Annotated in this window: 23 protein-coding genes and 4 pseudogenes; 14 read left to right on the forward strand and 13 right to left on the reverse strand. The window is 65.1% G+C overall.

What is annotated here, in order from left to right:
• On the reverse strand, positions 1–453 hold a 453-nt coding region (locus ACIRRA_RS43015), incomplete at its 3' end, for an alpha/beta fold hydrolase (protein ID WP_402780901.1).
• A 743-nt stretch (positions 454–1,196) separates the two neighbouring features.
• Here ACIRRA_RS43015 and ACIRRA_RS43020 point away from each other — a divergent pair.
• The gene (locus ACIRRA_RS43020; RefSeq protein ID WP_402780904.1) at positions 1,197–1,688 is read left to right on the forward strand and encodes a tetratricopeptide repeat protein; all 492 of its coding nucleotides are present in this window, start codon (positions 1,197–1,199) and stop codon (positions 1,686–1,688) included.
• Between the two features lie 262 nt (positions 1,689–1,950).
• On the opposite strand, the gene ACIRRA_RS43025 is transcribed toward ACIRRA_RS43020, so the two are convergent.
• A complete protein-coding gene (locus ACIRRA_RS43025) occupies positions 1,951–2,553 on the reverse strand; it encodes a TetR family transcriptional regulator (protein WP_402780907.1) in 603 nt (200 codons plus the stop codon).
• Between the two features lie 101 nt (positions 2,554–2,654).
• Between ACIRRA_RS43025 and ACIRRA_RS43030 the strand changes: the two genes are divergently transcribed.
• Positions 2,655–3,608, forward strand: coding sequence for an aldo/keto reductase (locus ACIRRA_RS43030; protein WP_402780910.1), 954 nt, complete (start codon positions 2,655–2,657; stop codon positions 3,606–3,608).
• Positions 3,609–4,104: 496 nt separating this feature from the next.
• Here ACIRRA_RS43030 and ACIRRA_RS43035 read toward each other — a convergent pair whose 3' ends face one another.
• From ACIRRA_RS43035 to ACIRRA_RS43045, 3 genes are all read right to left on the reverse strand, one after another.
• The gene (locus ACIRRA_RS43035) at positions 4,105–4,842 is read right to left on the reverse strand and encodes a MerR family transcriptional regulator (RefSeq protein WP_402780913.1); all 738 of its coding nucleotides are present in this window, start codon (positions 4,840–4,842) and stop codon (positions 4,105–4,107) included.
• Between the two features lie 40 nt (positions 4,843–4,882).
• The gene (locus ACIRRA_RS43040) at positions 4,883–5,797 is read right to left on the reverse strand and encodes an alpha/beta fold hydrolase (protein ID WP_402780916.1); all 915 of its coding nucleotides are present in this window, start codon (positions 5,795–5,797) and stop codon (positions 4,883–4,885) included.
• A gap of 180 nt (positions 5,798–5,977) precedes the next feature.
• Positions 5,978–6,583, reverse strand: coding sequence for a DUF6301 family protein (locus ACIRRA_RS43045; RefSeq protein ID WP_402780967.1), 606 nt, complete (start codon positions 6,581–6,583; stop codon positions 5,978–5,980).
• Positions 6,584–7,120: 537 nt separating this feature from the next.
• Here ACIRRA_RS43045 and ACIRRA_RS43050 point away from each other — a divergent pair.
• A pseudogene (locus ACIRRA_RS43050) lies at positions 7,121–7,966 on the forward strand (transposase family protein).
• Between the two features lie 41 nt (positions 7,967–8,007).
• Here ACIRRA_RS43050 and ACIRRA_RS43055 read toward each other — a convergent pair.
• A pseudogene (locus ACIRRA_RS43055) lies at positions 8,008–8,268 on the reverse strand (DUF6301 family protein); the annotation flags it as partial.
• Between ACIRRA_RS43055 and ACIRRA_RS43060 the strand changes: the two are divergent.
• The 4 genes and pseudogenes from ACIRRA_RS43060 to ACIRRA_RS43075 form a co-directional block, all read left to right on the forward strand.
• Positions 8,184–8,436 (forward strand): annotated as a pseudogene (locus tag ACIRRA_RS43060) (transposase family protein); the annotation flags it as partial. The pseudogenes ACIRRA_RS43055 and ACIRRA_RS43060 overlap by 85 nt on opposite strands.
• Before the next feature lie 535 nt (positions 8,437–8,971).
• On the forward strand, positions 8,972–9,712 hold the full coding sequence (locus tag ACIRRA_RS43065) for a hypothetical protein (protein WP_402780919.1): 741 nt from the start codon (positions 8,972–8,974) through the stop codon (positions 9,710–9,712).
• 97 nt (positions 9,713–9,809) lie between these two features.
• Positions 9,810–9,998, forward strand: coding sequence for a hypothetical protein (locus ACIRRA_RS43070; protein ID WP_402780922.1), 189 nt, complete (start codon positions 9,810–9,812; stop codon positions 9,996–9,998).
• A gap of 491 nt (positions 9,999–10,489) precedes the next feature.
• Positions 10,490–10,936 (forward strand): RICIN domain-containing protein, encoded by a 447-nt coding sequence (locus ACIRRA_RS43075; protein ID WP_402780925.1) that lies wholly within the window; start codon positions 10,490–10,492, stop codon positions 10,934–10,936.
• 45 nt (positions 10,937–10,981) lie between these two features.
• On the opposite strand, the gene ACIRRA_RS43080 is transcribed toward ACIRRA_RS43075, so the two are convergent.
• The 4 genes from ACIRRA_RS43080 to ACIRRA_RS43095 all read right to left on the reverse strand — a co-directional run bounded on the left by ACIRRA_RS43080 (position 10,982) and on the right by ACIRRA_RS43095 (position 14,284).
• Positions 10,982–11,452, reverse strand: a complete 471-nt coding sequence (locus tag ACIRRA_RS43080; protein WP_402780928.1) for a hypothetical protein — start codon at positions 11,450–11,452, stop codon at positions 10,982–10,984.
• 328 nt (positions 11,453–11,780) lie between these two features.
• Positions 11,781–12,146, reverse strand: coding sequence for a hypothetical protein (locus ACIRRA_RS43085; protein WP_402780931.1), 366 nt, complete (start codon positions 12,144–12,146; stop codon positions 11,781–11,783).
• A 44-nt stretch (positions 12,147–12,190) separates the two neighbouring features.
• Positions 12,191–13,141 carry a DUF1259 domain-containing protein gene (locus ACIRRA_RS43090; RefSeq protein ID WP_402780934.1) on the reverse strand — a complete coding sequence of 317 codons (951 nt, stop codon included), beginning with the start codon at positions 13,139–13,141 and terminating at the stop codon, positions 12,191–12,193.
• Positions 13,142–13,276: 135 nt separating this feature from the next.
• On the reverse strand, positions 13,277–14,284 hold the full coding sequence (locus ACIRRA_RS43095; RefSeq protein ID WP_402780937.1) for a YncE family protein: 1,008 nt from the start codon (positions 14,282–14,284) through the stop codon (positions 13,277–13,279).
• Between the two features lie 100 nt (positions 14,285–14,384).
• On the opposite strand from ACIRRA_RS43095, the gene ACIRRA_RS43100 reads away from it, so the two are divergent.
• The 3 genes from ACIRRA_RS43100 to ACIRRA_RS43110 all read left to right on the forward strand — a co-directional run bounded on the left by ACIRRA_RS43100 (position 14,385) and on the right by ACIRRA_RS43110 (position 15,707).
• Positions 14,385–14,885: a Chromate resistance protein ChrB gene (locus ACIRRA_RS43100; RefSeq protein WP_402780940.1), complete on the forward strand. Its 501-nt coding sequence runs from the start codon at positions 14,385–14,387 to the stop codon at positions 14,883–14,885.
• Complete coding sequence (locus tag ACIRRA_RS43105) at positions 14,882–15,313, forward strand: chromate resistance protein ChrB domain-containing protein (protein WP_402780943.1); 432 nt, start codon at positions 14,882–14,884, stop codon at positions 15,311–15,313. The genes ACIRRA_RS43100 and ACIRRA_RS43105 overlap by 4 nt, the downstream gene beginning before the upstream one ends.
• Positions 15,314–15,392: 79 nt before the next feature.
• Positions 15,393–15,707, forward strand: a complete 315-nt coding sequence (locus ACIRRA_RS43110) for a hypothetical protein (protein ID WP_402780946.1) — start codon at positions 15,393–15,395, stop codon at positions 15,705–15,707.
• Between the two features lie 69 nt (positions 15,708–15,776).
• On the opposite strand, the gene ACIRRA_RS43115 is transcribed toward ACIRRA_RS43110, so the two are convergent.
• Complete coding sequence (locus ACIRRA_RS43115; protein WP_402780949.1) at positions 15,777–15,938, reverse strand: hypothetical protein; 162 nt, start codon at positions 15,936–15,938, stop codon at positions 15,777–15,779.
• 232 nt (positions 15,939–16,170) lie between these two features.
• Here ACIRRA_RS43115 and chrA point away from each other — a divergent pair, with 232 nt between their 5' ends.
• The 4 genes from chrA to ACIRRA_RS43135 all read left to right on the forward strand — a co-directional run bounded on the left by chrA (position 16,171) and on the right by ACIRRA_RS43135 (position 19,826).
• Positions 16,171–17,412 (forward strand): chromate efflux transporter, encoded by a 1,242-nt coding sequence (chrA, locus tag ACIRRA_RS43120; RefSeq protein WP_402780952.1) that lies wholly within the window; start codon positions 16,171–16,173, stop codon positions 17,410–17,412.
• Positions 17,413–18,339: 927 nt separating this feature from the next.
• Positions 18,340–18,681 (forward strand): protease pro-enzyme activation domain-containing protein, encoded by a 342-nt coding sequence (locus ACIRRA_RS43125; RefSeq protein WP_402780955.1) that lies wholly within the window; start codon positions 18,340–18,342, stop codon positions 18,679–18,681.
• A 30-nt stretch (positions 18,682–18,711) separates the two neighbouring features.
• On the forward strand, positions 18,712–18,834 hold the full coding sequence (locus ACIRRA_RS43130; RefSeq protein ID WP_402780958.1) for a hypothetical protein: 123 nt from the start codon (positions 18,712–18,714) through the stop codon (positions 18,832–18,834).
• Positions 18,831–19,826: a patatin-like phospholipase family protein gene (locus tag ACIRRA_RS43135; protein ID WP_402780961.1), complete on the forward strand. Its 996-nt coding sequence runs from the start codon at positions 18,831–18,833 to the stop codon at positions 19,824–19,826. Before ACIRRA_RS43130 ends, ACIRRA_RS43135 begins: the two co-directional genes overlap by 4 nt.
• Positions 19,827–20,086: 260 nt before the next feature.
• On the opposite strand, the gene ACIRRA_RS43140 is transcribed toward ACIRRA_RS43135, so the two are convergent.
• On the reverse strand, positions 20,087–21,721 hold the full coding sequence (locus ACIRRA_RS43140) for an FAD-dependent oxidoreductase (RefSeq protein WP_402780964.1): 1,635 nt from the start codon (positions 21,719–21,721) through the stop codon (positions 20,087–20,089).
• Positions 21,722–21,955: 234 nt separating this feature from the next.
• Positions 21,956–22,765 (reverse strand): annotated as a pseudogene (locus tag ACIRRA_RS43145) (serine/threonine protein kinase); the annotation flags it as partial.

The raw sequence follows: 22,765 nt of genomic DNA on the forward strand, positions 1-22,765 counted from the left end.
CATCAAACGGGTCATCCCGCGGCGGTAGCGGGCGACGGTGAACATGGCGCCCACGGCCATGGTCTGCAACTTGGTGAACGGGTTGAGCTCGACGACGCCGCTGACGAGTTCGGGTGCCCGCGCGGCGGCGATGGTGGCCGCACCGCCGGAGATCGAGTGTCCGACGATCACAGCGGGCCCGCCCAGGTGGCGGATGAGGGCGAGTAGGTCGCCTGCGACATCGGTGCGGGAGATGGCGGTGCTGCCGTCGTGTGAGGTCCAGTTCATGCTCGATTCGCCGTGGCCACGGATATCGGCGTTCGCGACCCGGTAGCCCGCGGCGACCAGTTGCGGCACCAGGGCCCGGTAGGCCTGCCGGCGGTCGCCGATGCCGTGCGACAACACCACCAGTGGGCCCTCGCCGGCCACATCGTAGGCGATCTGTCCACCGTCGACGGTCAGGTACTCGGTCATGTCCAAACTCCTGCGGAGTGAGTAGCTAAAGCTGATAGCCAAAAAGCTAATCAGATTAGCTATCCATGTCAAGCCTGTGCCCGGATCAGGCTGATCACAGGGCTTTCGCTGGATGGCTCAGCCCTGGTCCATCTGCATGTGAAGGTCCGTTGGGCCAGCCACGAGAGACGGGGCATGAGGAACATCGGCGTGAAAAGTAGCGCTAATGCCGGTGCCGCAGAGGTGGGCCGCCAGGCGATTCCGTCGCGCGAAGGGCTCGCCCGCGCGGGCGACTCCGGAATTCCGCAGAAGAGCGAGAAGCGTTCAGCGCGAATCGGAACGAAGCCCCATGAGCTGCGCGCGTTTCCGTTTGCGGTAGGCCCGCTGCCGGCAGCGGGCGCTGCAGTACTCCCGGGGCCTGCCCCGCCCGGCGCGGGGCGCCGTTGGCAGTGCCATGGACTTCCACGACGCTGACTTCGGCACCAGCGCTGTCTCTTTCGAGCGGCCCCGGCAGTGGGATCCGAAGCCCGCCTTCGACTGGGACAACGGCATCTCCCAGAAGCCACCGACCGTGGCCATCGGTCGAGCACGCGTTTCACCGCATCGAAGCGTTCGAAAAACGATGATCTGACGAACGCCCGCACTTCCGCCGGGACGTCCGCGGCATCGCAGGTATCGGTGTTCGGAAGCTCGTCGGTCAACCGGGTGGGCGACGCGTGCGAATCTTCGGACGATGAGGGCGGTGTTTCCAGCACAATCGAGCGGTGCTCGTATGGGTGAGGAAGCGCAGCAAAGCAGTTGGTCGCTTCGCGGGGCGAATCGGGTTGTTCTGCTCGGTCGCGTTGGCGTTGTGCGGCGGCCTGATCGTGGCGTACACCGCCGACAGACTTCTGCGCCGGATCACCCCGGTCGATCCGAGCAAGGGCGCCGCCGAGATCGACCTCGTCGCCGTCGACGACACCAACCCACCACGACCGATACCGGAGACGTACCGGCAGCAAGCAACCACAGATGCCGAGAGCGGGACCGTCGCAGCGGGTGTCGCGGCGTACGACCGCGGCCTGCACGGCATGGCCGAGGGGCTCTTCCGTCGCGCCGCCGACGCCGGCCACACCTCCGCCATGTTCGACCTCGGTGTCCTGCTCGAGGACCGTGGTGAGCTCGCCGAGGCCGAAACCTGGTGGCGCCGCGCCGCCGAGGCCGGCCACGTCGGCGCCATGCACAGTTTGGAAATCCTGTTTCGGGAGGGTGGGTAGGCCAGCATGGCCGGGGCTGGCGGCGGCGTGTCGCCCGGATCGCGCGCAGGCCGCGTCGGTGATTCAGATGACAGGGTGTCTGTTTGGGGTACACCCCAGCATCACACTCCGGCGTGCGCCGAAAAGTGTGACTCGCAGCGGCAGATGGCGATGTTGTCGCACCCTCAGGTGGGGCCGGCGCCCGGAACCTGGTGCGGCGCAGAACGTCTGCTATTGCCGATGAGCGGGTAGTTCGATGTGGCCGAAAATGGGCGCGTGCGGGCTAGTCGAGAGGGTTCGCCCGTTTGTCCGCGGAAGAGGTTGCGGGGAAGAGTCTTTCGACTGCTGTGATGATGGCTGCGCGGCGTTCGGCCAGGAATACCGCCTGCCGTGCCGGGGTGGTGGCGAGGTCGGGGTGGTCGGCCCAGGCCATGGCGAGTTGGTTGACGAACATGAGTATGTCGAGCGGGTTCCAGGATCGGTCGAGGTGGCCGTCGTGCTGAGCCTGGCGGAGCTGTTCGGTCTTGCGGGACACGATGTCGCGGGTGGCGTCGTCGGGGGCGTTGTCGGCGAATTCGAGTTGGCCCCACCGCATCAGGCGCAGGTTGTCGGGGTGGCTGGTGAAGTAGTCGTGGACTCGCCCGGCGTAGCCGGGTAGGTCGGTGGGGTCCATCCGAGTGGCTTCGGCGACCGCGTCCAACTCGCGGGCTGCGACGAATCGGTACAACTCTTCCTTGCTGCGGAAGTAGGCGTAGACGCGTTCTTTGCTGGTCTTGGCGGACTTCGCGATCCGATCGATGCGGGCCCCGGCGATCCCGTGTCGAGCGAATTCGGCCTTGGCCGCCTCGACGATGCGGTCACGGGTCGAATCGGCGCGCGGAGTCATTCGCCGACTCTACCAAAACCGAACTGTTTGGTTTGACGCGTGGGGTCGATGGCCATATGGTCAAACCAAACAGTTTGGTTTGACATGTAGAGGAGCCAGCCATGCAGCACCGGACACTCGGCAACCAGGGCCTGACGGTGTCGGCGATGGGATACGGATCGATGGGCACCGTCGTCGGTTATGGGGCCAGCGACGACGACCAGTCGATCGCCGCGATCCGCCGCGCCCATGAGCTGGGCGTGACCTTCTTCGACACCGCCGAGATGTACGGGTGGGGCGAGGGCGAGAAGCTGCTCGGCCGTGCGCTGGCACCGTTCCGCGACGAGGTCGTCATCGCCACCAAGTTCGGCTTCACTCCCGATTTCGGTACCGACTCCCGTCCCGAACACATCCGCGACGTGGTCGAGGCCAGTCTGCGCAACCTGGGCGTGGACCACATCGACGTGCTCTACCAGCACCGGGTCGATCCCGCAGTACCGATCGAGGACGTGGTCGGCACCATGGCGGAGTTCGTCGACGCGGGCATGGTGAAATACCTCGGCCTGTCCGAAGCCGGACCCGATATACTCCGCAAAGCTCATGCCGTGCATCCGATTTCGGTGCTGCAAACCGAATACTCGATCTTCGCCCTCGACGCCGAACCACTCTTCGAACTGCTCGAGGAACTCGGCATCGGGTTCGTCGCCTACTCGCCACTGGCCCGCGGGTTCCTAACCGGCACCGCACAACCGGCCGGTGACTATGCCCCGACCGACTTCCGCGCCCACATGCCCTGGTGGAAGCCGGACAACTACGACGCCAACAGTCAAATCGTCGACCGGCTCACCGAACTGGCCGTGCGCAAGGGCGCGACCCTATCCCAACTGTCCTTGGCGTGGGTGCTCGCACAGCGTGACTACATCGTGCCGATCCCTGGGTCCCGCAATCCCTATCGGGTCGCGCAGAACATCGCCGCCGCCGATCTCACCCTCACCTCCGAGGATCTCGCGCGGATCTCCGCAATCGCTCCCGCTGGCGGTCACGGTGGTCGCGGTACACCCTCGGGATGGCTCTGATCCCGCGTCGGACACAGCGGATCGCACGCCGTATACCGCTGATCGCGCAGGGGAACCGGCCAGCGCGGGTGCGTGGATTATCAACTGGCAGACGTCATCTGAGCCTGCCGAGCGAACGTCGCCAGTGCACGGTAATGCCGCATGTCGCGCGGTTCGAAGCGGCCACGCGGCAAGCCCGAAGATCAACGCGCCGAGATCATCTCGGCCGGCCGAGCGCACTGGACGGCCGCATACCGCGCTGACCGAACCGGCAGCGCGAGGCGTCGGCGGCCGAAACCTGTTGCGGTGCAGAACGTCCGCTATTGCCGAATTGAGTGTGTCCACCGCCCATGCCTAGGGGCCACGGATTGATCGTCCTCGGTCCCGGGTCTGCCATATTCGGTGGATACGAAGCCGTGTCCACCCAGATCAACTTCGACCTTGTCGGATCTGACGGAGTAGGAGGTGCCTGAGCGACCCGCAGCTTCGTGACGCCAGGGCCTGACGGGATCAACGGTCAAATGTCGAGCATGGCGGTTCGGCGCCGCGCGGCGCGGTGGGCAAGCGTATCGAGGATTCGACGCCATGCCGGTGATTCCTTGAGGATCAAGGAAAAGACTGGCGTCGGGTTGTCTGGCCTGCTGCTGTTGCCTTCGTGTTTGATCTCCCAGATTTCCAGGTCGTTGATGAGCCGATCCACGCGTGGATCGTGCGGATCCCAGTCGACTGATTGATCGCATGCGAGATACAGGCGCATCTTCTCGGGGTCGTCGAAGGCGGCGTTCTTGTCGCGTATCCATTGCGGCACCGCGTTTGGGTCCGATGCCTGCATCAGGATCGACCAGTCGCGCTCGAGTCGGACCGTCCGTTCGCTGACTCCGAGACTGCGCAGCCGGTTCAGTATGGCGATCATCTCGGGGGGCAGGACAAGCTCTTCACCGCTTGCCAATTCGGTGATGCGGCGGCGACGCTCGGTGAGCTGATCGATCTTGGCCTGTAATGCGGTGTCGATATCGGTGATGGCAGCTGCGAATTCGGTTGGTTGTGCGTGCAGCAGCGCGTCGATGCGGGCCAGTGGCACTCCGGCAGCGGCGAGAGTCCTGATTCGGACGAGATCTACTGCCGTCTGCGCGCTGTAGCGGCGGTAGCCGGAGGCATCACGTTCAGGCTCGGGCAACAGGCCGACCTGATGGTAATGATGGACGGTGCGCACGGTCACCCGGGCGATCGTCGCGAGCTGGCCGATCGTGAGCACCGTCTGCCTCCGGTCTTCGGGAAACGTGACGTAGCCGAGTTTAGGTGCGAGCCACCCGGTCGACGACGTCGCGGATCGCCTGGACCACGACATCGGGGCGTGTGAAGCACAGTTGGTGGTGGCCAGCGTCGGAGACGACGCGATGTTCCCCGAACGACACTGTGCTCACCACGGCCGCGGCCATGCTCCTCATGCCCTCGTGTATCGCACGTACCGTCTGCTCCGGCATCGATTCCTGAGGGCCGGGGTCGGTGCCTTCGGTGGTGAGCGCGACCACGGGTACGTCGGGAATGTCCGGCCCGGCGCGCAGTTCGTCGGCGAGTGCGACCAAGCTGCCCCGCTCGGCGATGCCGACCCGGAGCCATTCGTCGCTGACGTGGGCCTCGGTCAGCGGCTGCCGCATGTGTTGCGGGTAGTCCGCCACCAGTTCGGTGAACATCTCGTGTAGGGCTGGGCGCATCTGCCGGATCTGCTCGGGACCGGGTGCGGCCTGCTGGTCGGCAGCCGGGCTCGCCGCAGCGGGCATGATGTCTTCCCAATCGCGGTGGAAGCCGTCCAACCAGACCAGCCCGGCCACCTCCTGCGGGTACAACTGCGTGAACCGATGCGCGTAGGCGCCGCCGAGGGAGTGCGCGACCAGGACGTACGGGGCGACGAGGTCTTGGGCGTGCAGCAACTCGTGCAGTTCCGTCGCGACCGCGGCGGCGGTGCGCGGCAGCGGGACGGGATCGCTGTACCCGCTGCCCCCACGGTCGTACACCACGGCGGTGCCGAACCGCGAAACCCCTTGCTGAACAGCGAAATAATCCAGACCCACCGCGCCCGCCCCTGGCAGGAACGCAACCGCCGGTCCGCCACTGCCCAACCGATGCACGAAAACCCGGCGGCTGTCGACCTCCTCGAACCCTCCGATCGGCGGAGCGGGCCGAGCTGCGGAAGCGCTGTTCTTCGTCATGAAGCAAGGTTGCAACCCCGACGCAGCGTCAGGGTCAAGCCCTTCCCTGCACCCTCAGACACACATGGCCGTTCGAGGGCTGTCGCGGCACATATCGAGCAACATGAACACATGCCGACGAACGCACGCTACTGCCGCATACCGCGCTGACCGAACCGGCCAGCGCGGAGCAACGGAAGCTCAACTGGCCGTGGCCATCTGAGGTCGGCAGGCATGTGGTCTTCGCTCATCGCATGAAGGGCACTCAGTGCGGTCGCCAGACAGGGTCGAGGTCGGGAGTGAGTTCCGGATCGATCCGCCGGTCGATCTCGTCCTGCCACGCTTGATACGCAGGACTGATGAGCCTGACACGGACAGACTTGCCGCCGGTGGCCAGTTCCAGGAGAACTTTCTCCAAGTCCCATCCCAGACTGCGGTTCGATTCGCGCTGCGACCACCGGGTCGGTCGCTGCCCCAGGAGTTCGAACACTCGCTGGGCGAGTTCGTCGAACGCGCTGTCGAACAATGGCGCCGCACTCGGGTCGTCGAGGATGACGTCGCTGCTGTAGAACCAGATCCCCCACAGAGACCGCGACATTCGTGGCCCTCCGACGTTATCGAGATACACCGCGGTGTCGGTGCGGTTAACGTCGAGGTTGGTGGTGAGGACGGGCCATTCTGCTCGGGGTCTTCCAAGTGCCATCCGACTCGTTCGGCGAAGGCCGGCAGGTCGGCGACGGTCCAACTCCAGTCGAATTCCAAGGCGGCCTGGATGACCTCGATGGCCCGGTCGGAATCTATTCGCATCGATGTGGACTGCTCTTTCTCTGTATGCTGAACCGGATCACTGAGAGCCCTAGGCGTGCTCACGCATCCGTACCTCACCCGACGAACGCACTAATCTGCCGCATATCACGCTGACCGAACCGGCCAGCGCGAGGCGCCGGCGGCCGAAACCTGGTGCGGTGCAGAACGTCCGCAACTGCCGATTATGTGACGGTGAGGAGCCGAAGGTTGCGAGCGGGGGTCGGCATCGTGGCGAGAGCGTCAGGCCGCGCAACGACGTCACAGAGCATCTGGGTCGGGGTCGCGTTGAGCGATGATGTATTCGTCGATGTAATTCTGCTCGGCTTGATATGAGGGACTGGCCAACTGCACATGGCACGCACGCGCTGAGCCGCACGCACTGAGCCTTTCCGGGTAGTGGGTCAGGCCATGGCGTAGCCGGCTGTTGACTGCGAGGGTGGGACGGGCGGAATGCCGCTGGGGCGCAACGAGAAACGCGGAGCCCCTGCTATGAAGTTGTTCCTACCAAAGATCAACTTCGCAGGGGTTCCGCGCCCGATGAGTGTGTCATACACCGCCGTCCTTCCGATGCCCGAGTCGACCGTGTTCTACGTCTCGGGCCTGCTCGAAGCCCGCCGCCGCGACCGGGGCACCCGCTGGCGGGCGCTGACCTGCACCGAACAGGCGGTGCTGGCGCCGCGGTGGTTCATCGACGGCACCCGAGTCGAACAACTCGCCCTGGACAACGCGATCGGCCGCACCACCGCCTACGACGCGCTACACGAAGTCATCGACGTACTCGCCACGCAAGCACCCTCGCTGGCCAATGCGCTGCTGGCCGCGAAAGCTGCGGGCCACCAGCATGTTTCGGTGGACGGCACCCTCATCCGCACCGACCGCAGCAGCGAGCCCGGCCCCACCGCGACGAAGAAGGCCACCTCACGCAAGCGGGAACGAGTGGATCTGTGGTGGTCGGGAAAACATCACTGCCATGGCGGGAACGTGCAGGTCGTCACCGCCCCCGACGGCTGGCCCCTGTGGACCTCCCCGGTGACGCCGGGCCGCACCCACGACATCACCGCCCTGCGCGGAGACCCCGACATGCTGCCCGCGCTGCGCACCTGGACCGCCGACGATCTGGCCGTGCTCGGCGACCTGGGCTACGAGGGCGAATCCGGCCTGATCACAGTACCGATCAAGAAACCGGCCGCCGGCGAGTTGTCCGCCCAACAGCACGACGCCAACAAGGCTCACAACTGAACCCGCGCGGTCGCCGAACGCGGCAACGCCCTGCTCAAAGGGTTCAAAGCCTTACGCCGAATCAGCCTGTGTCCCTGGCGCATCGGCGCGATCGTCGCGGCTGCTCTGGTGTTGCTGCACCACCGACACCGGCGAACCACCTGACCACGACACACCGCTACTCGGAAAGGCTCACTGACTACGACGGTCGGTAGGTCCCACCGCAGTTCGCGAAATCGGCCGTCTTTGCGTTGATTCGGTGCATGCAAGTGCGCCCGGAGACGGTCGCAGAGCTGGGTGAACCATATCCCCGGGAGCGTGCTGGTCGCAGCCTCTTGCTCACCGAGCCGGTCTGTCACATCGATACTGATGTAGCGGATCCGCGGGGGTGATCGTGTTGGCGGACAAGGGCTATCAGGGTGTCGAGGGTCTGCACACGCCCTACAAGGGGCGTAACAAGCCGGAATCGCAGAAGCAGGCCAACCGGGCTCACGCGAAGTTGCGTGGCCGCGGCGCGCGCCAACGCGCAGCTCGAGAGCTGGAAGGTGCTGCACAAGCTGCGCTGCTGCCCGCATAAGGCCGTCAAGGCCATCCACGTCCTACAGGACCGCGAACTTCAGACCGAACAAGGATGAAAAAGGCTCAGTGGATCATCAACGAAGGCAACTGACGTTCGCCGGTCGGGCCTGTGGACCATAACCTGGGGTACAAGGCCATCACGCCTTTGTCGCTCTTGGTATCCGGCCTGAGGCAATTGCGGCTGTGCGGGCCAAATCGGAAGACGAACAGCGATGGCCCGCATAGTCCGTGTATGGGCTCGCCGAGACGGCCTACCCGTGCCCGTCCGCTATTGCCGCATACCGCGCTGACCGAACCGGCCCGCGCGGGGCGCCGGCGCCCGGAACCTGGTGCGGCACAGGACGTCCGCTACTGCCGATGCCAGTGCCTTATCAGATGATGTTGGTGGGGTAATCCGGGCGTCGGGTTGATCGTGGGCCCCTCGGCCGGTGATGCTGCCGGGAGTGCCCGTGGCGAGGAAGCCAGGGTGTTGGCGCGTGCGATGACCCCGCAAGAAGGCCGGGAACTGGCGCGGCTCCGCCGATCGGGTGACCTCAACCGACCCGACACAGCTTCAGATAGGTTGTCCCAACATTGATCTGAGGAGATGAAATGCGTCGGGTTGTCATCGGCCCTGCGGGTGTCGCGGCAATCGCCATGGTGGCGGGATGCGGACCCAGCAGCCCGCCCCTGTCCGCACCAGTGACCTCGATGGACGAACTGCACAGGCTGTTCACCCACGCCGCATCCTCGCAACAGACCTGGACCGTTGTTCAGGACCAAGACAGCAACGGCGAGCCGAACACGATGACCTGCAAGGTGCAGGTGAACCCGATCAAAGCGTCGGATTGCATCTCCAGCGTCAACCCCACCGTTGGGGACACACGCACGATCACCCTCCCAGATGCGGAGTACCTCGCGACCACGAACGCAGAACAGGTCGGCGACGGATCGTGGTACAGATATGCAGCCACGGACTCCCCCGAGTTGGCGAACACCTTCAAATACCCGCTCGCCGATCTGGGTACCGACTTCTACTTCCTACCCGGTATCGCCACGATCGCGGCCACCCATGCAGACCACGTCGACGGCAGAGACGCCACGCGGTACGACCTCGACATCAACACCCAAGCGCCTCGAGCACTGCCCGTTCACCTGGCCCCGCGAACTGGCAAAAGTGTCACAGAAACCGTACAGATCTGGATCGGAGCGCGGGACCTACCCGTACGGATCGTCATCCGCACAACGTCCGGCGATGCTATTGACACCATCACCACGACCTACCGCGACTGGGGCGAGTCGCTCAATATTCAAGCTCCGCCCGCCACCAAGACTCAGCCTGGGCCACACTAATGCCTTGCCAGATGAGGTTGGTGGGGCAACCCGGATATCAGAATGATCGTGGGACTGCGGCCGGTGGTACTGCCGGGTGCCAGAACATCCGCATACCGTGCTGACCGAACTGGCCAGCGCGGGGCAGGCAAAGATCAACTGGCCGTGCCGATCCGAGGCCGGCGGAGCGTCCGCTTTTGCCGAATGCCGCGCCTTCGTACTGTCGCCGCCGCTCACCTCGACACTGCAGCGGCAGATCGTGACCTCGCTGTCCGGTGCTTGCGATGCTGAACAACCCGAGTCCTGACACCGCGGCCGACCCAGCAGACCAGCGCTGCTCCCATCGATCGACCACTGATCCTCGACATCCACGTAGCCGAGCAAAGAGCATGCTGGGCTATGAATCGCCCCGCCGCCTCGGTTGAGCGATGGCAGTCCTCGCCACGTACGCTGCACCTCGACCACGATTGACTCGAAAGTGACACCGATGCTGCTGCGCGGAGCTGTCGTACTGCGCGTGCCGGACTGCCGGGCGCAGGCGGCGACATCGTTGATGCGGTGGTATCTGCAGCGCGGCCAGTTCCACCGTGGGACTCCCTCGAGGATGTGTCCACGTTCGACGCCGTGATGCGGGGACGGTTCCTCGACGCTCAGCTCCGAGGGGCGGAAAGTATACCGCAGCAAGACTTTTCGTCAATTCACAGGCTAGGAGATAATGCCGAGACGGCACCGGGTGGCTGTGTTAGCCTCCCTCCAGAGTTGTCGCCAGCGGGGCTGCAGCTGGAGGGGAAATATAACGTGCTGAAGGGCATTCGTAGATCCGTCATTCTATTGCTGATGGCTATTGCCGCATTGACCGTGGCGTCTACGGCGTCAGCTGACAGCGTGCAGATCCGTAGTGGAATGAACGGTTTCTGTCTCGATATTCAGGGAGCGAACCCTGATCCGGCACCGGTTGTCTCATATCCGTGTAACGGTCAGCCCAATCAAGCCTGGTATTGGGACGGCCAGCAGATCCGTAGTGGAATGAACGGTTTCTGTCTCGATATTCAGGGAGCGAACCCTGATCCGGCACCGGTCGTCTCATATCCGTGTAACGGTCAGTCCAACCAAGCCTGGTACCGGAATGGCACGGAGATCCGCAGTTATTTGAACAACCTTTGCCTCGATATTCAGGGAGCGAACCCTGATCCGGCACCGGTCGTCACATACCCATGCAACGGTCAAGCCAATCAACGCTGGTAAACCCATGAGCTAGAGTGTGCTGTAATCAGCGTAAGGCGTTTTGTGTCAAGCGGTTCGGTCGGTGCCCTGGTCTGTCGTCGTCCCGGCATAGCAGTAATGGGGTTGAAGCCCTGCAGCGTGTAATCGGGTTGAGGTGACGACAGGTCGGGGCTGCCCAGGATTACAGGCGAGATCGACCAACCCCGACAGCAAATGGCGGTTGCCTGTCAACTGGTTCAGCGTCGAACCCAATGCTCTGCTGGCCACGATGCAGTATCTGAGCTCCGACTCAGCCCACCGCGCGAACATCACCCCCACCGACCTCGAGGCGATGCTCACGCCACCGCCGCTGGCGGTGGTCGAATTGGGCCACTGCTCGGCGCGGTGATCGCCCGGCACGGTATCGCGGCAAGCGACATCACCCTTGACTGTCCGCCGGGAGCCACAGTCGCAGCCGACCCGGATGACGTGGATCGCATCATGACCAATCTGCTCGACAATGCGCTCGAGCACGGCGGTCCGCCGGTCGAGATCCATGTCGACACCGTGGACGCCTCCACCGCGAGAATCACTGTCCGAGAATCACGGACCCGGCATCGATCCGGCGTGCTTCCACATGCTTTCGAGCGGGCACCCGCGCGGATACCGCGCGCGCCCCTGGTGGCAGCGGTCTCGGCCTGGCGATCGTGAACACGCTGGCATTACGCAACCATGGGAGCGTGAGCGCTGCCAATCATCCGGACGGCTGGCTGGCTGTCACAGTCTCACTGGTCGCGCGCGGCACCTGACGGCGTTGGCCACTCGGGCCGTCGGGCTTCCGGGTTCATCGATGCGGACACACGGGCGAACCCGGCCGGGCGCGGACTCAGATCGTGATTACGTTGACTGCCAGGCTGGTCTGGACAGCGAGCGCTCGAGTTTGTTCGAAGCGCCTTCGATCGGCCGGGGGCCGCAGAACTCCGTACAGCGAGACGAAGACGTAGGTGAGGACCGGGGCGAGCCAATCGTTGGCGGAGAACCCTGGCAGGCCGTCGTCGTTGAGTTGCGGCATGTTCGCGCTGGTCCGCCACAGCCAGACCGCGGCACCGGCCGCGACGCCGGTGCCGAGTATGTCGATCCAGGCGCCGCGGCCCAGCCGCCATGCGGCGAGTCCGGCGGTGAGCACCGTCGTGATCGCCGCGGTGAGCAGGATATGGGCATGGCTGAACACGGGTCCGGCCAAGGTTGTCACGATGTCCTCACTTCACGAGATACCGGAAATGGCTCGGCCGCAGATCATTTCGCGGGCGCAAGGTTGGTCGCGTCCAGGGCAGGCCGCAATGCTTTGGTGAGGGTGACCGCGTCGTCGACGGCCCAGTAGTGCAGGTAGAACAGGTGCGGGTCGTCGACGAGCATGTGGTTGTGCACCTCGACGACCTCGATGCCGCCCTTGCGCAGCGCCTCGATGACCTTGTTGACTTCGGTTCCGGTCAGGGCGAAGTCACCGTTGATGGCGGCCTTGCCGTCGCCGACGGGCTGGAAGTTGATGACTGTGGTGACACCGAAGGTCGGTGGCAGGACATGCCCGTCGTCGCTGATGGTTTCGGCGCGGGCGAGGTTGTACTTGAACAAGCCGCCGTCGGCGGTTCCCTTGCGCTCCAGAGCCGCATCCACACCGGCGGTGTCGATGTCGACCGGCGGCTGCTGGGCAGGCGGAGCCGACGCGGGCGCGATGGCGGTCGTGTCGAGAACAGCTTTGAGCGCCTTGCCGAGCTGGGCGGGGTCGCCCATGCCTTCGATGTGGGTCCACCAGATCTGTGGGGACTGCTCGAGCAGGTGCTTGTGCAGGGCGGTCTGCTGTAAACCGTTGGCGTGCAGGGCGTCGGTGACCTTCGCCAGCTCGTCCTCGGTGACGACCAGATCGCCCATCACCATCGTGCCGTCGTCGTATTTGCCGAACGCGGCGTAGCCGCCCAGGGACAGGCCGGGTTTGACGGCCACGCTCTTGGACTGCACCTGCAAATCGGTGCGGACGAGCGGGATGCGGTAGACGGTGTTGTTGTCGCCGAACTTGCCGGTGCGGCCGAGGGCGTCGGTGACCGGCTTCCAATCGGCGTCGGTGGTGGCGACCGGCTTGTGGGTGCCGCCCATCGGCATGTTCATGGATGTGGTGCTGGAGCCGGTGCTGCTGTTGCTCGAGCACCCCGCCGCCACCGTGACGGCCAGCAATGCGGTCAGGATCGCCATCCGTCGGGCGGATCGGCCAGCAGAAGCGCGCATGAGAATTCCCGTCGTAGAAGGAGACAGTTCGCCCGGGCCGAGACGGACTGCAAGGCAAGGTCTATCGGCAGTTCATGGAGCCGAGATGAAGATGCTTCCCGGCTATCGGGTGGGTTCGAACTCCCACAGCGCGGGCCCGCCGTCGGGGGTCCCTTCGGGAATCGGGAAGAAGCTGTGATGGTCGTTCGGGTCGACGGCGAGGGTGTGCGCGCCGTCGGCGAGTTGTTTGGCTCCGGCGGCCGTCGTGTGGCCGTCACGGCGATCGAACACCGACACCCAGCCGCTTTCGGCGGCCACGTAGAGACGTTGGGCGGTGGCGTCGTATACGAGCACGTCGGGTGTCTCCCCGACGCTGTTGTGGTCGAGGACAGCGCGTTTGGCGAGATCGACCGTCACGGCGGTGGCGTTGCCCCCACAACCGACGAACATCAGCTGATCGGCGGTATCGAGAGCTTGTCCATGTGGCGCGTCGCAACCGGGGGTGAGGATGCGGTCGGTGATGGTGAACGTATCGGGAGCGACGACGGCGAGATCGCCGTGGCCTTGCACGGCGACGACCATCTTGTCGGTGGTTGGGTTGTAGACGACGTTGCCGACTTCTCCGCCCATTTGCACTGTGGCACGGACGTTTCCGGTGTCGGCGTCGATGACGGTCTCGGTACCCGCGTGTTCGTTGGTGGTCCAGACCGCATTGCGGACCGGGTCGTAGGCCAGGCCGTCGGGATAGGTGTCGGTCGGCGCGGTGAACAGCACCGCGCCGGTGTCCTCGTCGAAGGCGACCAGCTGATTGCGGCCGGTCGCCGTGGCGTACACGCGATGCTTGTCCGGCACGACGAGCACCCCGTGCACGTCCGGAGTGTCAGGGATGGTGCGAACCACCGTGTGCGAGTGGATATCGACCTCGATCACCTGGCCCGCTCCCATGTGCGCGAGGAACAGCAGGCCACGGCCGGCGTCGAGGCTGGTGTAGTCGAACCGCACCGCGCCACCGGTCAGCGCTGTTTCGCCGACCTTTCTTAGCGGGAGGTCGCCTCCGGTCTGTGTAGGGGCTTGCGATGAGGAGCATCCGGCCACCAGCGCGATTCCGCACAGCATTGCCAGCATGTGCATCGATCGCATTGTGCCCACCTCTCCCTGAGCCTTGAAACCGTGGTTGCGTACCTACGATAGAATGTCGATCGCGCCTGCGGCGAGACTTATGGGAGGTTCGATGCTCGACCGAAGACCCGCCACGCCGGGCGAGTGGGTGCTGCTGTCCTACCGCGTCCCCCGCGAACCCTCGACCCGGCGCATCGCGATCTGGCGAAAAGTCAAAGCCCTCGGGGTCGGCCAGATCTCCGACGGCCTCGTCGCACTACCCGCCGACGCGCGCACTCGTGAGCATCTCGAATGGATTGCCGAGGAAGTCATCGAAGCCGGGGGGACCGCGTCGATCTGGATGGCACGCCCCGCCACCTTCGCTGCCGAACGCGAGCTCGCCGCCGGCATGGCCGCCGCGCGAGCCGCTGAATACACCGCGATCACCGCCGAAGCCGCCGCCGCTCCTGCTTCGACAACGGGGCGGCAGTCACTGGCGCGGCGTCTGCGCACCGAGCTGCGGCGCATCCAACGTCGCGACTACTTCCCGCCCGCCGAACGAGAGAAGGCCGTGAGCGCCGTCGAAGCCCTTGCCGTGCAGGAAGTTTCCCGCTCGAAGCGAGTGACCTCGTGAAGTGGGCCACCCGCGCGGGCATACATATCGACCGCGCTGCCTGCGCCTGGCTGATTCGCCGCCATATCGACGCAGACGCCGAGTTCATCTTCATCGGCGACCCGAGCGAGCTGCCCTCCGACGCGACCGGCTTCGACATGCGTGGGGTCGACCTGTCCCACCACGACGGGGATTGCAGCTTCGAGACCATCCTGCGCCGCTACGACCTGCAGGATCCGGTGCTGTGGAAGCTGGCCGCGATCGTGCACGAGGCCGACGTCGACGACGAGCGCTACGACGCCCCGGAAGCTCCCGGCCTGGATACCGTGCTGCGTGGGCTGTCGATGATCTGCGACGACGACCGCATCCTCGAACTCACCGGGCCGATGTTCGACGGCCTCTACGAATTCCACCGCCGCGCCACCCTGCTCGGCCGCGAACCCGCCTGACATGTCTTCATCGAGGCTTCAACTGCCGCTCGTACCGTGCCGCTCGGAAACCACGGTTACGGCCTGAAAGGGAGGTCCGATGAACGTCAAGCAGAAGATCGGCATCGGTGTCGCCACCGTCGCTGTGCTGGCCGCAGCGGGAGTCGGCATCGGATACGCCCTCGGCGGCGACAATGACGATGACACCGTCAGCGGCCCGGACGCCGACCACACCCGCGCCGCCGCTCTCATAGTCGTCCCGGGAACCGCCGGAAAGGGCGAAAAGGAAACCGGCGAAGGCAACGCTGTCTACGGGGTGACCGTCACCAAATCCGACGGCACCAAGCTGGAAGTCCACTTGGGCAAGGATTTCCATTCCTTCGGGACCGAAGCCCCGGGCACCGACGACGACTGATGGTTCGCCGACCTACCGTGAGCCGGAGCGATCCGACAGGTCACGGACGAGTTCGATGCTCCGCGTACGTTATTCGTCCCGAGCCTGTTCTCTGGGCCGCAATGCGGCCAGATCCCACCGCCGCGCTCCCGGTACATCGCAGTCGATCGCCACGACAAGGTCGACGGACAACCCGGCCAGTGACCGCGGGACGGCCCGATCCAGCAGCACGCCCGCAGGATCGGCGTCCATTAGACGCACGGCGTGTTCGCTGACGTTCTCTCGCGGCTCAAGCCCGGCAGATATGGCGAGCCAGTCCGCCCCGACGGCGCTGGTAAAGAACGCGGCAGCGAGGTGATTCTTGGCCGCCCCGTGCGAGCAAACGAAGAGCACAGTCCGTTCCATGGGAACCCCCCCGGATCAATCGGCTGCTGTGAATGTAACCACGGTTGTATTCCATTGAAACCGTGGTTACATTCCCGATGTGGATGAAGCGGGATCGCGGGCGGACCAGGACGGTGGTACCGAGGCCGCGAGGATGGACAGGGTTGGATTCGGCCGGGTTCTGGCCTACTTCCTGAAACTGGGCACGGTGGGCTTCGGCGGGCCGATCGCCGTTGTCGGCTACATGCAGCGCGACCTGGTGGAGAAGCGCGGCTGGATGGATCGAAAGGACTTCCTCGACGGCGTCGCGCTCGGGCAGGCCATGCCCAGCCCGCTCGCCGCCCAGGTCGCGATGTGGGTCGGGTTCCTGCGACGGGGCGCGTTGGGGGCCGCCGCCGTGGCCGGAGCGTTCGTCGCCCCGTCCTTCGCGATGGTGGTAGCCGTCGGTGCGATCTACTCCCGCTACTCCGGCCTCCCGGTGGTGCAGTCGCTGTTCTACGGCATCGCCCCCGCGGTCATGGCCATCATCACCCTGGCAGCGATCAATCTGGTGAAAATGACCGACCGCAAGGACTGGCGGTTGTGGTCGATCAGCGCATTGGTCTTCGCGCTCACCGCGATCACCGGCACCGAACCGATCCTCGTCATCATCGGCGCGGGCCTGATGATGATCGCGCTCGACGCTCGCCCCGACCTGAAGGCGCTGCGCCGCCGCAAATCGCGATCCACCGCCGGCGACCCCGAATCACCGCCCGAAGACCGTGCGGACGAAGGTCGATCCCACCCGATGCCAATGCTGATCGGCCTCGGAGCACTCGTCGGCGGCGGAACCTTGACCGCCCTCGGCCTGTTCTTCCTCAAGACCGGTGCCGTGGTCTTCGGCTCCGGTCTCGCCATCGTGCCCTTCCTGCGCGACGGCGTTGTCCACCAACACCATTGGCTCACCGACGGTCAATTCCTCGACGCCGTCGCCATGGGCCTGATCACCCCCGGCCCGGTCGTCATCACCGCCGGATTCATCGGCTACCTCGTCGGCGGCACAACGGGCGCGATCGTCTCGACCATCGCCATCTTCATCCCGATCTACCTCGGCGTCGTGGTTCCCGGCCGCTGGTTCATCCGCCACCGCGACAACCCGCAGATCCGCGCCTTCGTCACCGGTGCCACGTCGGCTGCTGCGGGCGCGCTCTCCGGAGCAGTCGTCGTACTCACCCGCCAAGCAGTCACCGACTGGATCACCGCCGCCATCGCCCTTGTCACGCTCGCAATACTGTGGCGCTTCAAGATCAAGGAACCGTATGTCGTAGTCGCAGCGGGGATTCTGGGTCCACTCCTGCACTGACGGGTCCAATCCACTCCGGGAATGTAACCACGGTTGCTATGGAACACGAGCGCGGCGGACGGAGGCGAATTCGAGGGCGGCGATCTGGTCGGTGGTGAACACCTTGTGTTCAGCGAGGAGGGAGACAAGACGTCGATCACGGTCCAGCGGAGGGAACCAGGGACCGGCGTCCGGGTGTCCGCCCCGGTGCACGCAGCGACCGCTGCGTGGCCCTACGGGGGGAATATGAAGGGCTCAGGTCCATAGGCTGCGGCGATGTCTTGGGAGCTGCCGCAGCGGGTCTGGGTGGGGGATCGGGGGCCAGGTTTCGGGGGAGTCGGCCCGCGAGGTCCATACGGCCGAAAAGTCACGGTAGCGGTGCTGCCGCAGTCGAACTGCCTGCAAGGCAATAGTTTTCGCGATTGGAGTGCCCGCATTCGAGAAAGTCTCGGTAGTGCGTTACCGCAGACAAGACCTAATTACCTGCGGTATCTGCGGTGTCGACCTGGGAAATGTCGTGCCACCAGGCCGTTGATTCCGCGAATTATCTGCGGTGCGGCGGAACACCCGGCCTACTGTGACCTTTCGACCAGGTGGACCTCACGGGCCTTCCAGCAGGAGGGCCCCCGATCTGCACCGCTGCCTCCAAATCGTGACCGCTCGATACGCCCCGACCGACAAGATCCTCGCTATCGTCAACCACGCCGACCCACCCACCGAGGCAGAGCAGCAGGATGCAGAAGGCGATGGGGAGGTCGTTGCGAAGCCTGGATAGGGCGTCGATGGCGACGCGCTGCGCACGATGGACCTGTTGGCTTTCGCAGGGAGGTTCAATAAATGCCACCTCGGTCCAACCGTATGGCTCTCGCTAACAGTGATCGGGTGCTTCCTCCTGAAGCTAGGCTCCTTGGAGAACTCGGCCCTGACCAGCTGCTTTCTGTCACTTTCGTGTTGCGCACGCGGCCGGACGGCCAGCCGGTGCCGAGCCTTGACTACTGGGGTCGCACGTCTCCAGGTCAGTGCAGGCGTCCAACCGTCGAGGAGTTCGCGGCCATTCATGGTGCTGATCCCGCCGACATCTCCGCAGTCGAGTCGTTCACGGTCGCACACGGAATCAGCGTCGAGGAGAGCAATGCCGCGAGCGCGATCGTGGTAGTCACATGCACTGCGGCGCAGATGAACGAGGCGTTCGGCATCACCCTGAACCGCTATGAGTTACCGCTGCATGTCGGCCGCGATCGCCACCTGTGCGCCGGGTCCGGGCACCCTGGGCCGGGGCGCGTGCACTGAGTACAGCAGCGCTGCGGCTTCGAAGGGCAGGTGCACCTGGCGGCTGAATTCGACGGCATCGTGATTGCGGTGTTCGGACTGGGCAGCCGGATACTCGGCGGGATCAGCGGCGACACGCAGATGCTGCGTCTGGATGACGCGATCAGCCTGTGACCGAGGCCGATCAGGTGCTGCGGGCTGACCTTGTCCTCGAGGGTGGCGGAGTCAAGGGCATCGGACTCGTCGGGGCTGCCGTGGCGCTGACCGAGGCCGGATACACCCTGAACAGGGTGTCGGGCACCTCAGCCGGCGCGGTCGTCGGGTCGATCGTTGCCGCCGGGCTGACCGGCCAGGCGCTGAAAGAGGTCGCGCTGGGCATGGACTACCGAAAGTTCCTCGACCCGACGCCGCTGGGGCGGATCCCATTCGCCGGACCGGGGCTGGAACTGCTCCTGGGCAATGGCATCTTCAAGGGCGACTACGCCCACGACTGGGTCCGCAGTCAGCTGGCCGATCTGAACATCCACACCTTCGGTGACCTGAAGATCAAAGATGAGGACCTGCCGCCCGAGCGCCGATACAAGCTGGTCGTCACCGTTTCCGATGTCACGCTGGGCCAGCTGGTGCGGCTGCCCTGGGACTACCGATCCGTCTACGGCCTGGACCCCGACGAGCAGTCGGTGGCAGACGCCGTCCGCGCGTCGATGTCCATCCCCTTCTTCTTCCGATCGGTCCCGCTGGAAAACACCACGACGAAGGTGACCTCGACGCTGCTGGACGGTGGACTGCTGTCGAACTTCCCGATCGACTCGCTCGACCGCACCGACGGAAAGCCCCCGCGCTGGCCCACCTTCGGTGTCACGCTGCTGCCCAACCTGCCCGCCGGTGACGACAAGGTCATACCGCTGCTGCGGTTGCCGCAACCAGGGGCACTGCACCTACTGGAGCAGATGATCTCCACCATCCTGGTCGGCCGGGATCAGACCTACCTCAACCAGCCCTGGGTCGCTGCCCGCGCTATCCGGGTCGACTCGACCGAGGTCGGCGTCGTCGACTTCGAGATCACCCCGGCCGAAACCCGGGCGCTCTACACCAACGGCTACCAGGCCGCGCTTACCTTCCTGTCGACCTGGAACTGGCAGGACTACCTCAAACGGTTCCGGTGACCGGACACCAACACCCCGCCGACCACCAACCACCGCGTCCAACCGACTGATCCCGCACGGACCAGGCCCATGAGGTCCACCTGGCCGAAAAGTCACGGTAGGGCGCGTGTTCCGCCGCTCCTGCAGATAATTCGCGGGGTCAGCGGCCTGGTAGCACGACATTTGCCCAGGTCGACACGCAGATAATTGGGTCTTGTCTGGCGCACCGGCCTCCTGAGGCAATGCATCTGGATAGGCGGGCGGCGATGCTGCCGACCTGGTTACCCGATATCGAACACGTTGGGTAGTCCTTCGCGGTAGCGCTGTTCGTCGATCCCACGCAGCGGCTCGAGCTCGGGGGCCTGATAGAGGGGGTGGATGTCACAGCGCTCGGCATTTGATCCCGTGGCGTCCAGCAGGGAATTCACTGCCGCCCGGGCGGATTCGTTGGCGCCCTCCATGGTCGCCAGATCGACGTTCGTCCGCACGTAGTCCCCGGCGAGGAAGAGGTTCGCAATCGCTGTCCGCGGGTTCGGCCGGTCCTGCCAGGAGCCGGCGGTGTTGATGAGCAGCGGATCATCGTTGGTGTTGAGTCCGGGGTCGGGATGCCAGGCGATACCCGGGTCGAGGAACCAGGAATGCAGGTCGTCGTCTGGCAGTAGCATCCGCGTGTCGTTGACGTGCGCGCCGATCTGCGCCCATGCCTCCCGGGCGACCTCGTCGGGGTTGCATTGCTTGGCAGGTTTGCCGTACAGCATCCCGGGGGTTTCCCAGTCCGAGATGTCGACCGACAGGCAATCTTGTACTGCGCCATCGCCGTAGTGGTCGCCGAGACTGCGAGCCCAGAATTGGTTTTGCGACAGCGCGGTCAGTGCCCACGGTGAATCGACGAAGGCGATGTGTCCCTCGCACAGCGTGGCCGGGCGCCGAAGGTAGAACTGGATCCCGTTCATCCAATCGACGAACAGGTTGTCCATCGCGGCGAGCCCGGGATCGATGGTCAGAATCTCCGGCGTCCATAGTCGGCGGGCTTTCTCCGCCGGCAGCGCGCAGATGAAATGGTCCGCCTCGATCGGAGTCTCGTAACCGGTCTGATCGGCCACAGTGGCGGTCGCGATCCGACCGCCGCGCATATCCAACCCGGTCACCGTCGCCGGCACCGCGAATCGGACGCCGAGATCGGTGAGCTGGCGCACCCACGGGTCGATCCACGCCTCGTTGGTCGGGCCATTCAGCACCCGGTCTGCCTCACCGTCCTTGCCCCGGCCCAGCGTGAGGTTGAAGAACGCCTCGCTGATGCCGCCGATCGTCCGGGTACTGGCCAGGTCCGCCTTGGCAGCAACCAGACTTCTGGTGGGCAGCCTGGACAGCAGCGTCCGGTATTCCGGCGATCGGGTGTCCGCGCCGATGAAGCTCGTCCACGGTATTTTCTCCCATTGCCCGAGGCGGCGGGCTTCGGAACTGGTGAGGTACACCAGCATGCGCCCGGCCCAGTACGACGACTCTGATCCGGGTAGTTCGACAGCTTCCCGGGCTGCGGCGGCGAGGGACTCGCGTAGATCGTCGGGTGTGATCGAGGACAGATCGCGGGGTCCCGGCACCGTGATGTCCGGGCCGCCTTGCCGCGACAGCTTCACCTGTCGGGCGTTGACCAGGTTGTCCCAGACTCCGTTCGGGTTTTCAGGAAACGCGATGCGCCGCATGGTGTCGGGCAGGTTGTGGTAGAAGCCCGGGAAGAATCGGAATCCGTGTTCACCGGGCAGGGGCGCGCGACCGGGCGTCTCGGTTCCGGGCACGGCGATGCTGCGGGCTTTTCCGCCGAGCGCCCTGCGCTCGTATACGGTCACTTCGAAGCCGCGTTCGATCAGTTCGTGCGCGGCGGTGAGACCGGCGACCCCACCGCCGAGAATTGCCACACGCGAGCGTGGCTGGGAAACCGGTGCGGCCCGCGCTGGTGAGACTCCGATGACTGTCGACAACCCCGCCGTCAGTGCGCCGCCCAGCACGGTGCGTCGCGAGAATCCGCGAGGGGCCTGGCGGTCCAACTCCACGGCGACTCCCATGTCGTGCGGGTGGGCGTACGGAATAGTACTGGGCGGTCCGCTCGCGCCGAAGCGTTCAGCCAGGCGTGTCCGTAAGCTCGAGAGTTCTCATACGACCGCGACACCCGATCGCTTCTCCACGACCCGTTCGAGGGCTCGCAGGTCCGCCTCCAGCTTTCGGAACACCCAGTACGCGGCCACGAAGGCGAGCCCGGTGACCGCGCACAACCACAGCACCGAATTCAGGACGAGCGGACGCTCGGCCGGCTCGAGGTTGATGAATCCGGTGAGCACGCCGACGATGGGCACCGATGCGGCGATGCCGAGGTAGACCGTGCATCTTCGTCGTAGTGCGCGCAGGTGGGCGGCATCGCGAGCCGTCGTGTGGCCATAGCGCAGGTAGATCGGGTACACGCAGCGGACGATGTAGAACGTCTGAAGGAAGAATGTGTAGGAGACCGAGATGGCGCCGCACACCAGCACGATCGCCGCCGAATGGACCACCAGCCGCCGCGGAAGGCCGGCTTCCATGCCGAGCATGGTCATCCACGCCCCCGCGGCGATCGTCCAGAACACAAGAATGATCATCGAGTCGAGGTCGCCCCAGAGCAGGGTGCGTGACCGGGTCCGGGCCAGTATGGCCTCGTCGTAGCGTCTGCCCTTGCGGAGTCCGTGGGGCACCGCAATCAAATCTCGCGACGCATAGGACCAGCTCAGGATGGCCAGCGGCCAGGCGATCAGATGGAAGATGTGCGTGAGCCGTGTGAGCTGCACGGTGGTTGCCGCGGACAGGCGCACGTTGATCAGCTGCTGGTTTTGCCCGTACAGGTAGCCCGCCGCCAGGCCGTCGGCGACCAATGCGATAAGCCACAGGATCGGGACGTAGTGGGGCGAAAGCCGTGCCCGCCAGCTGTTCTC

The organism is Nocardia sp. NPDC101769 (genome assembly GCF_044766925.1).
Taxonomy (GTDB): Bacteria; Actinomycetota; Actinomycetes; order Mycobacteriales; family Mycobacteriaceae; genus Nocardia.

Excerpts from the sequence above, each read along its gene's own strand:
- ACIRRA_RS43095 (WP_402780937.1), bottom strand. The coding sequence starts at position 14,284 with ATGCACATGCTGGCAATGCTGTGCGGAATCGCGCTGGTGGCCGGATGC.
- ACIRRA_RS43065 (WP_402780919.1), top strand. The coding sequence starts at position 8,972 with ATGCGTCGGGTTGTCATCGGCCCTGCGGGTGTCGCGGCAATCGCCATG.
- ACIRRA_RS43115 (WP_402780949.1), bottom strand. The coding sequence starts at position 15,938 with ATGGACGCCGATCCTGCGGGCGTGCTGCTGGATCGGGCCGTCCCGCGG.
- ACIRRA_RS43080 (WP_402780928.1), bottom strand. The coding sequence starts at position 11,452 with ATGGATCTCGACCGGCGGACCGCCGTGCTCGAGCGCATTGTCGAGCAG.
- ACIRRA_RS43045 (WP_402780967.1), bottom strand. The coding sequence starts at position 6,583 with ATGCGAATAGATTCCGACCGGGCCATCGAGGTCATCCAGGCCGCCTTG.
- ACIRRA_RS43025 (WP_402780907.1), bottom strand. The coding sequence starts at position 2,553 with ATGACTCCGCGCGCCGATTCGACCCGTGACCGCATCGTCGAGGCGGCC.
- ACIRRA_RS43100 (WP_402780940.1), top strand. The coding sequence starts at position 14,385 with ATGCTCGACCGAAGACCCGCCACGCCGGGCGAGTGGGTGCTGCTGTCC.
- ACIRRA_RS43090 (WP_402780934.1), bottom strand. The coding sequence starts at position 13,141 with ATGGCGATCCTGACCGCATTGCTGGCCGTCACGGTGGCGGCGGGGTGC.
- ACIRRA_RS43040 (WP_402780916.1), bottom strand. The coding sequence starts at position 5,797 with ATGACGAAGAACAGCGCTTCCGCAGCTCGGCCCGCTCCGCCGATCGGA.
- ACIRRA_RS43030 (WP_402780910.1), top strand. The coding sequence starts at position 2,655 with ATGCAGCACCGGACACTCGGCAACCAGGGCCTGACGGTGTCGGCGATG.
- ACIRRA_RS43110 (WP_402780946.1), top strand. The coding sequence starts at position 15,393 with ATGAACGTCAAGCAGAAGATCGGCATCGGTGTCGCCACCGTCGCTGTG.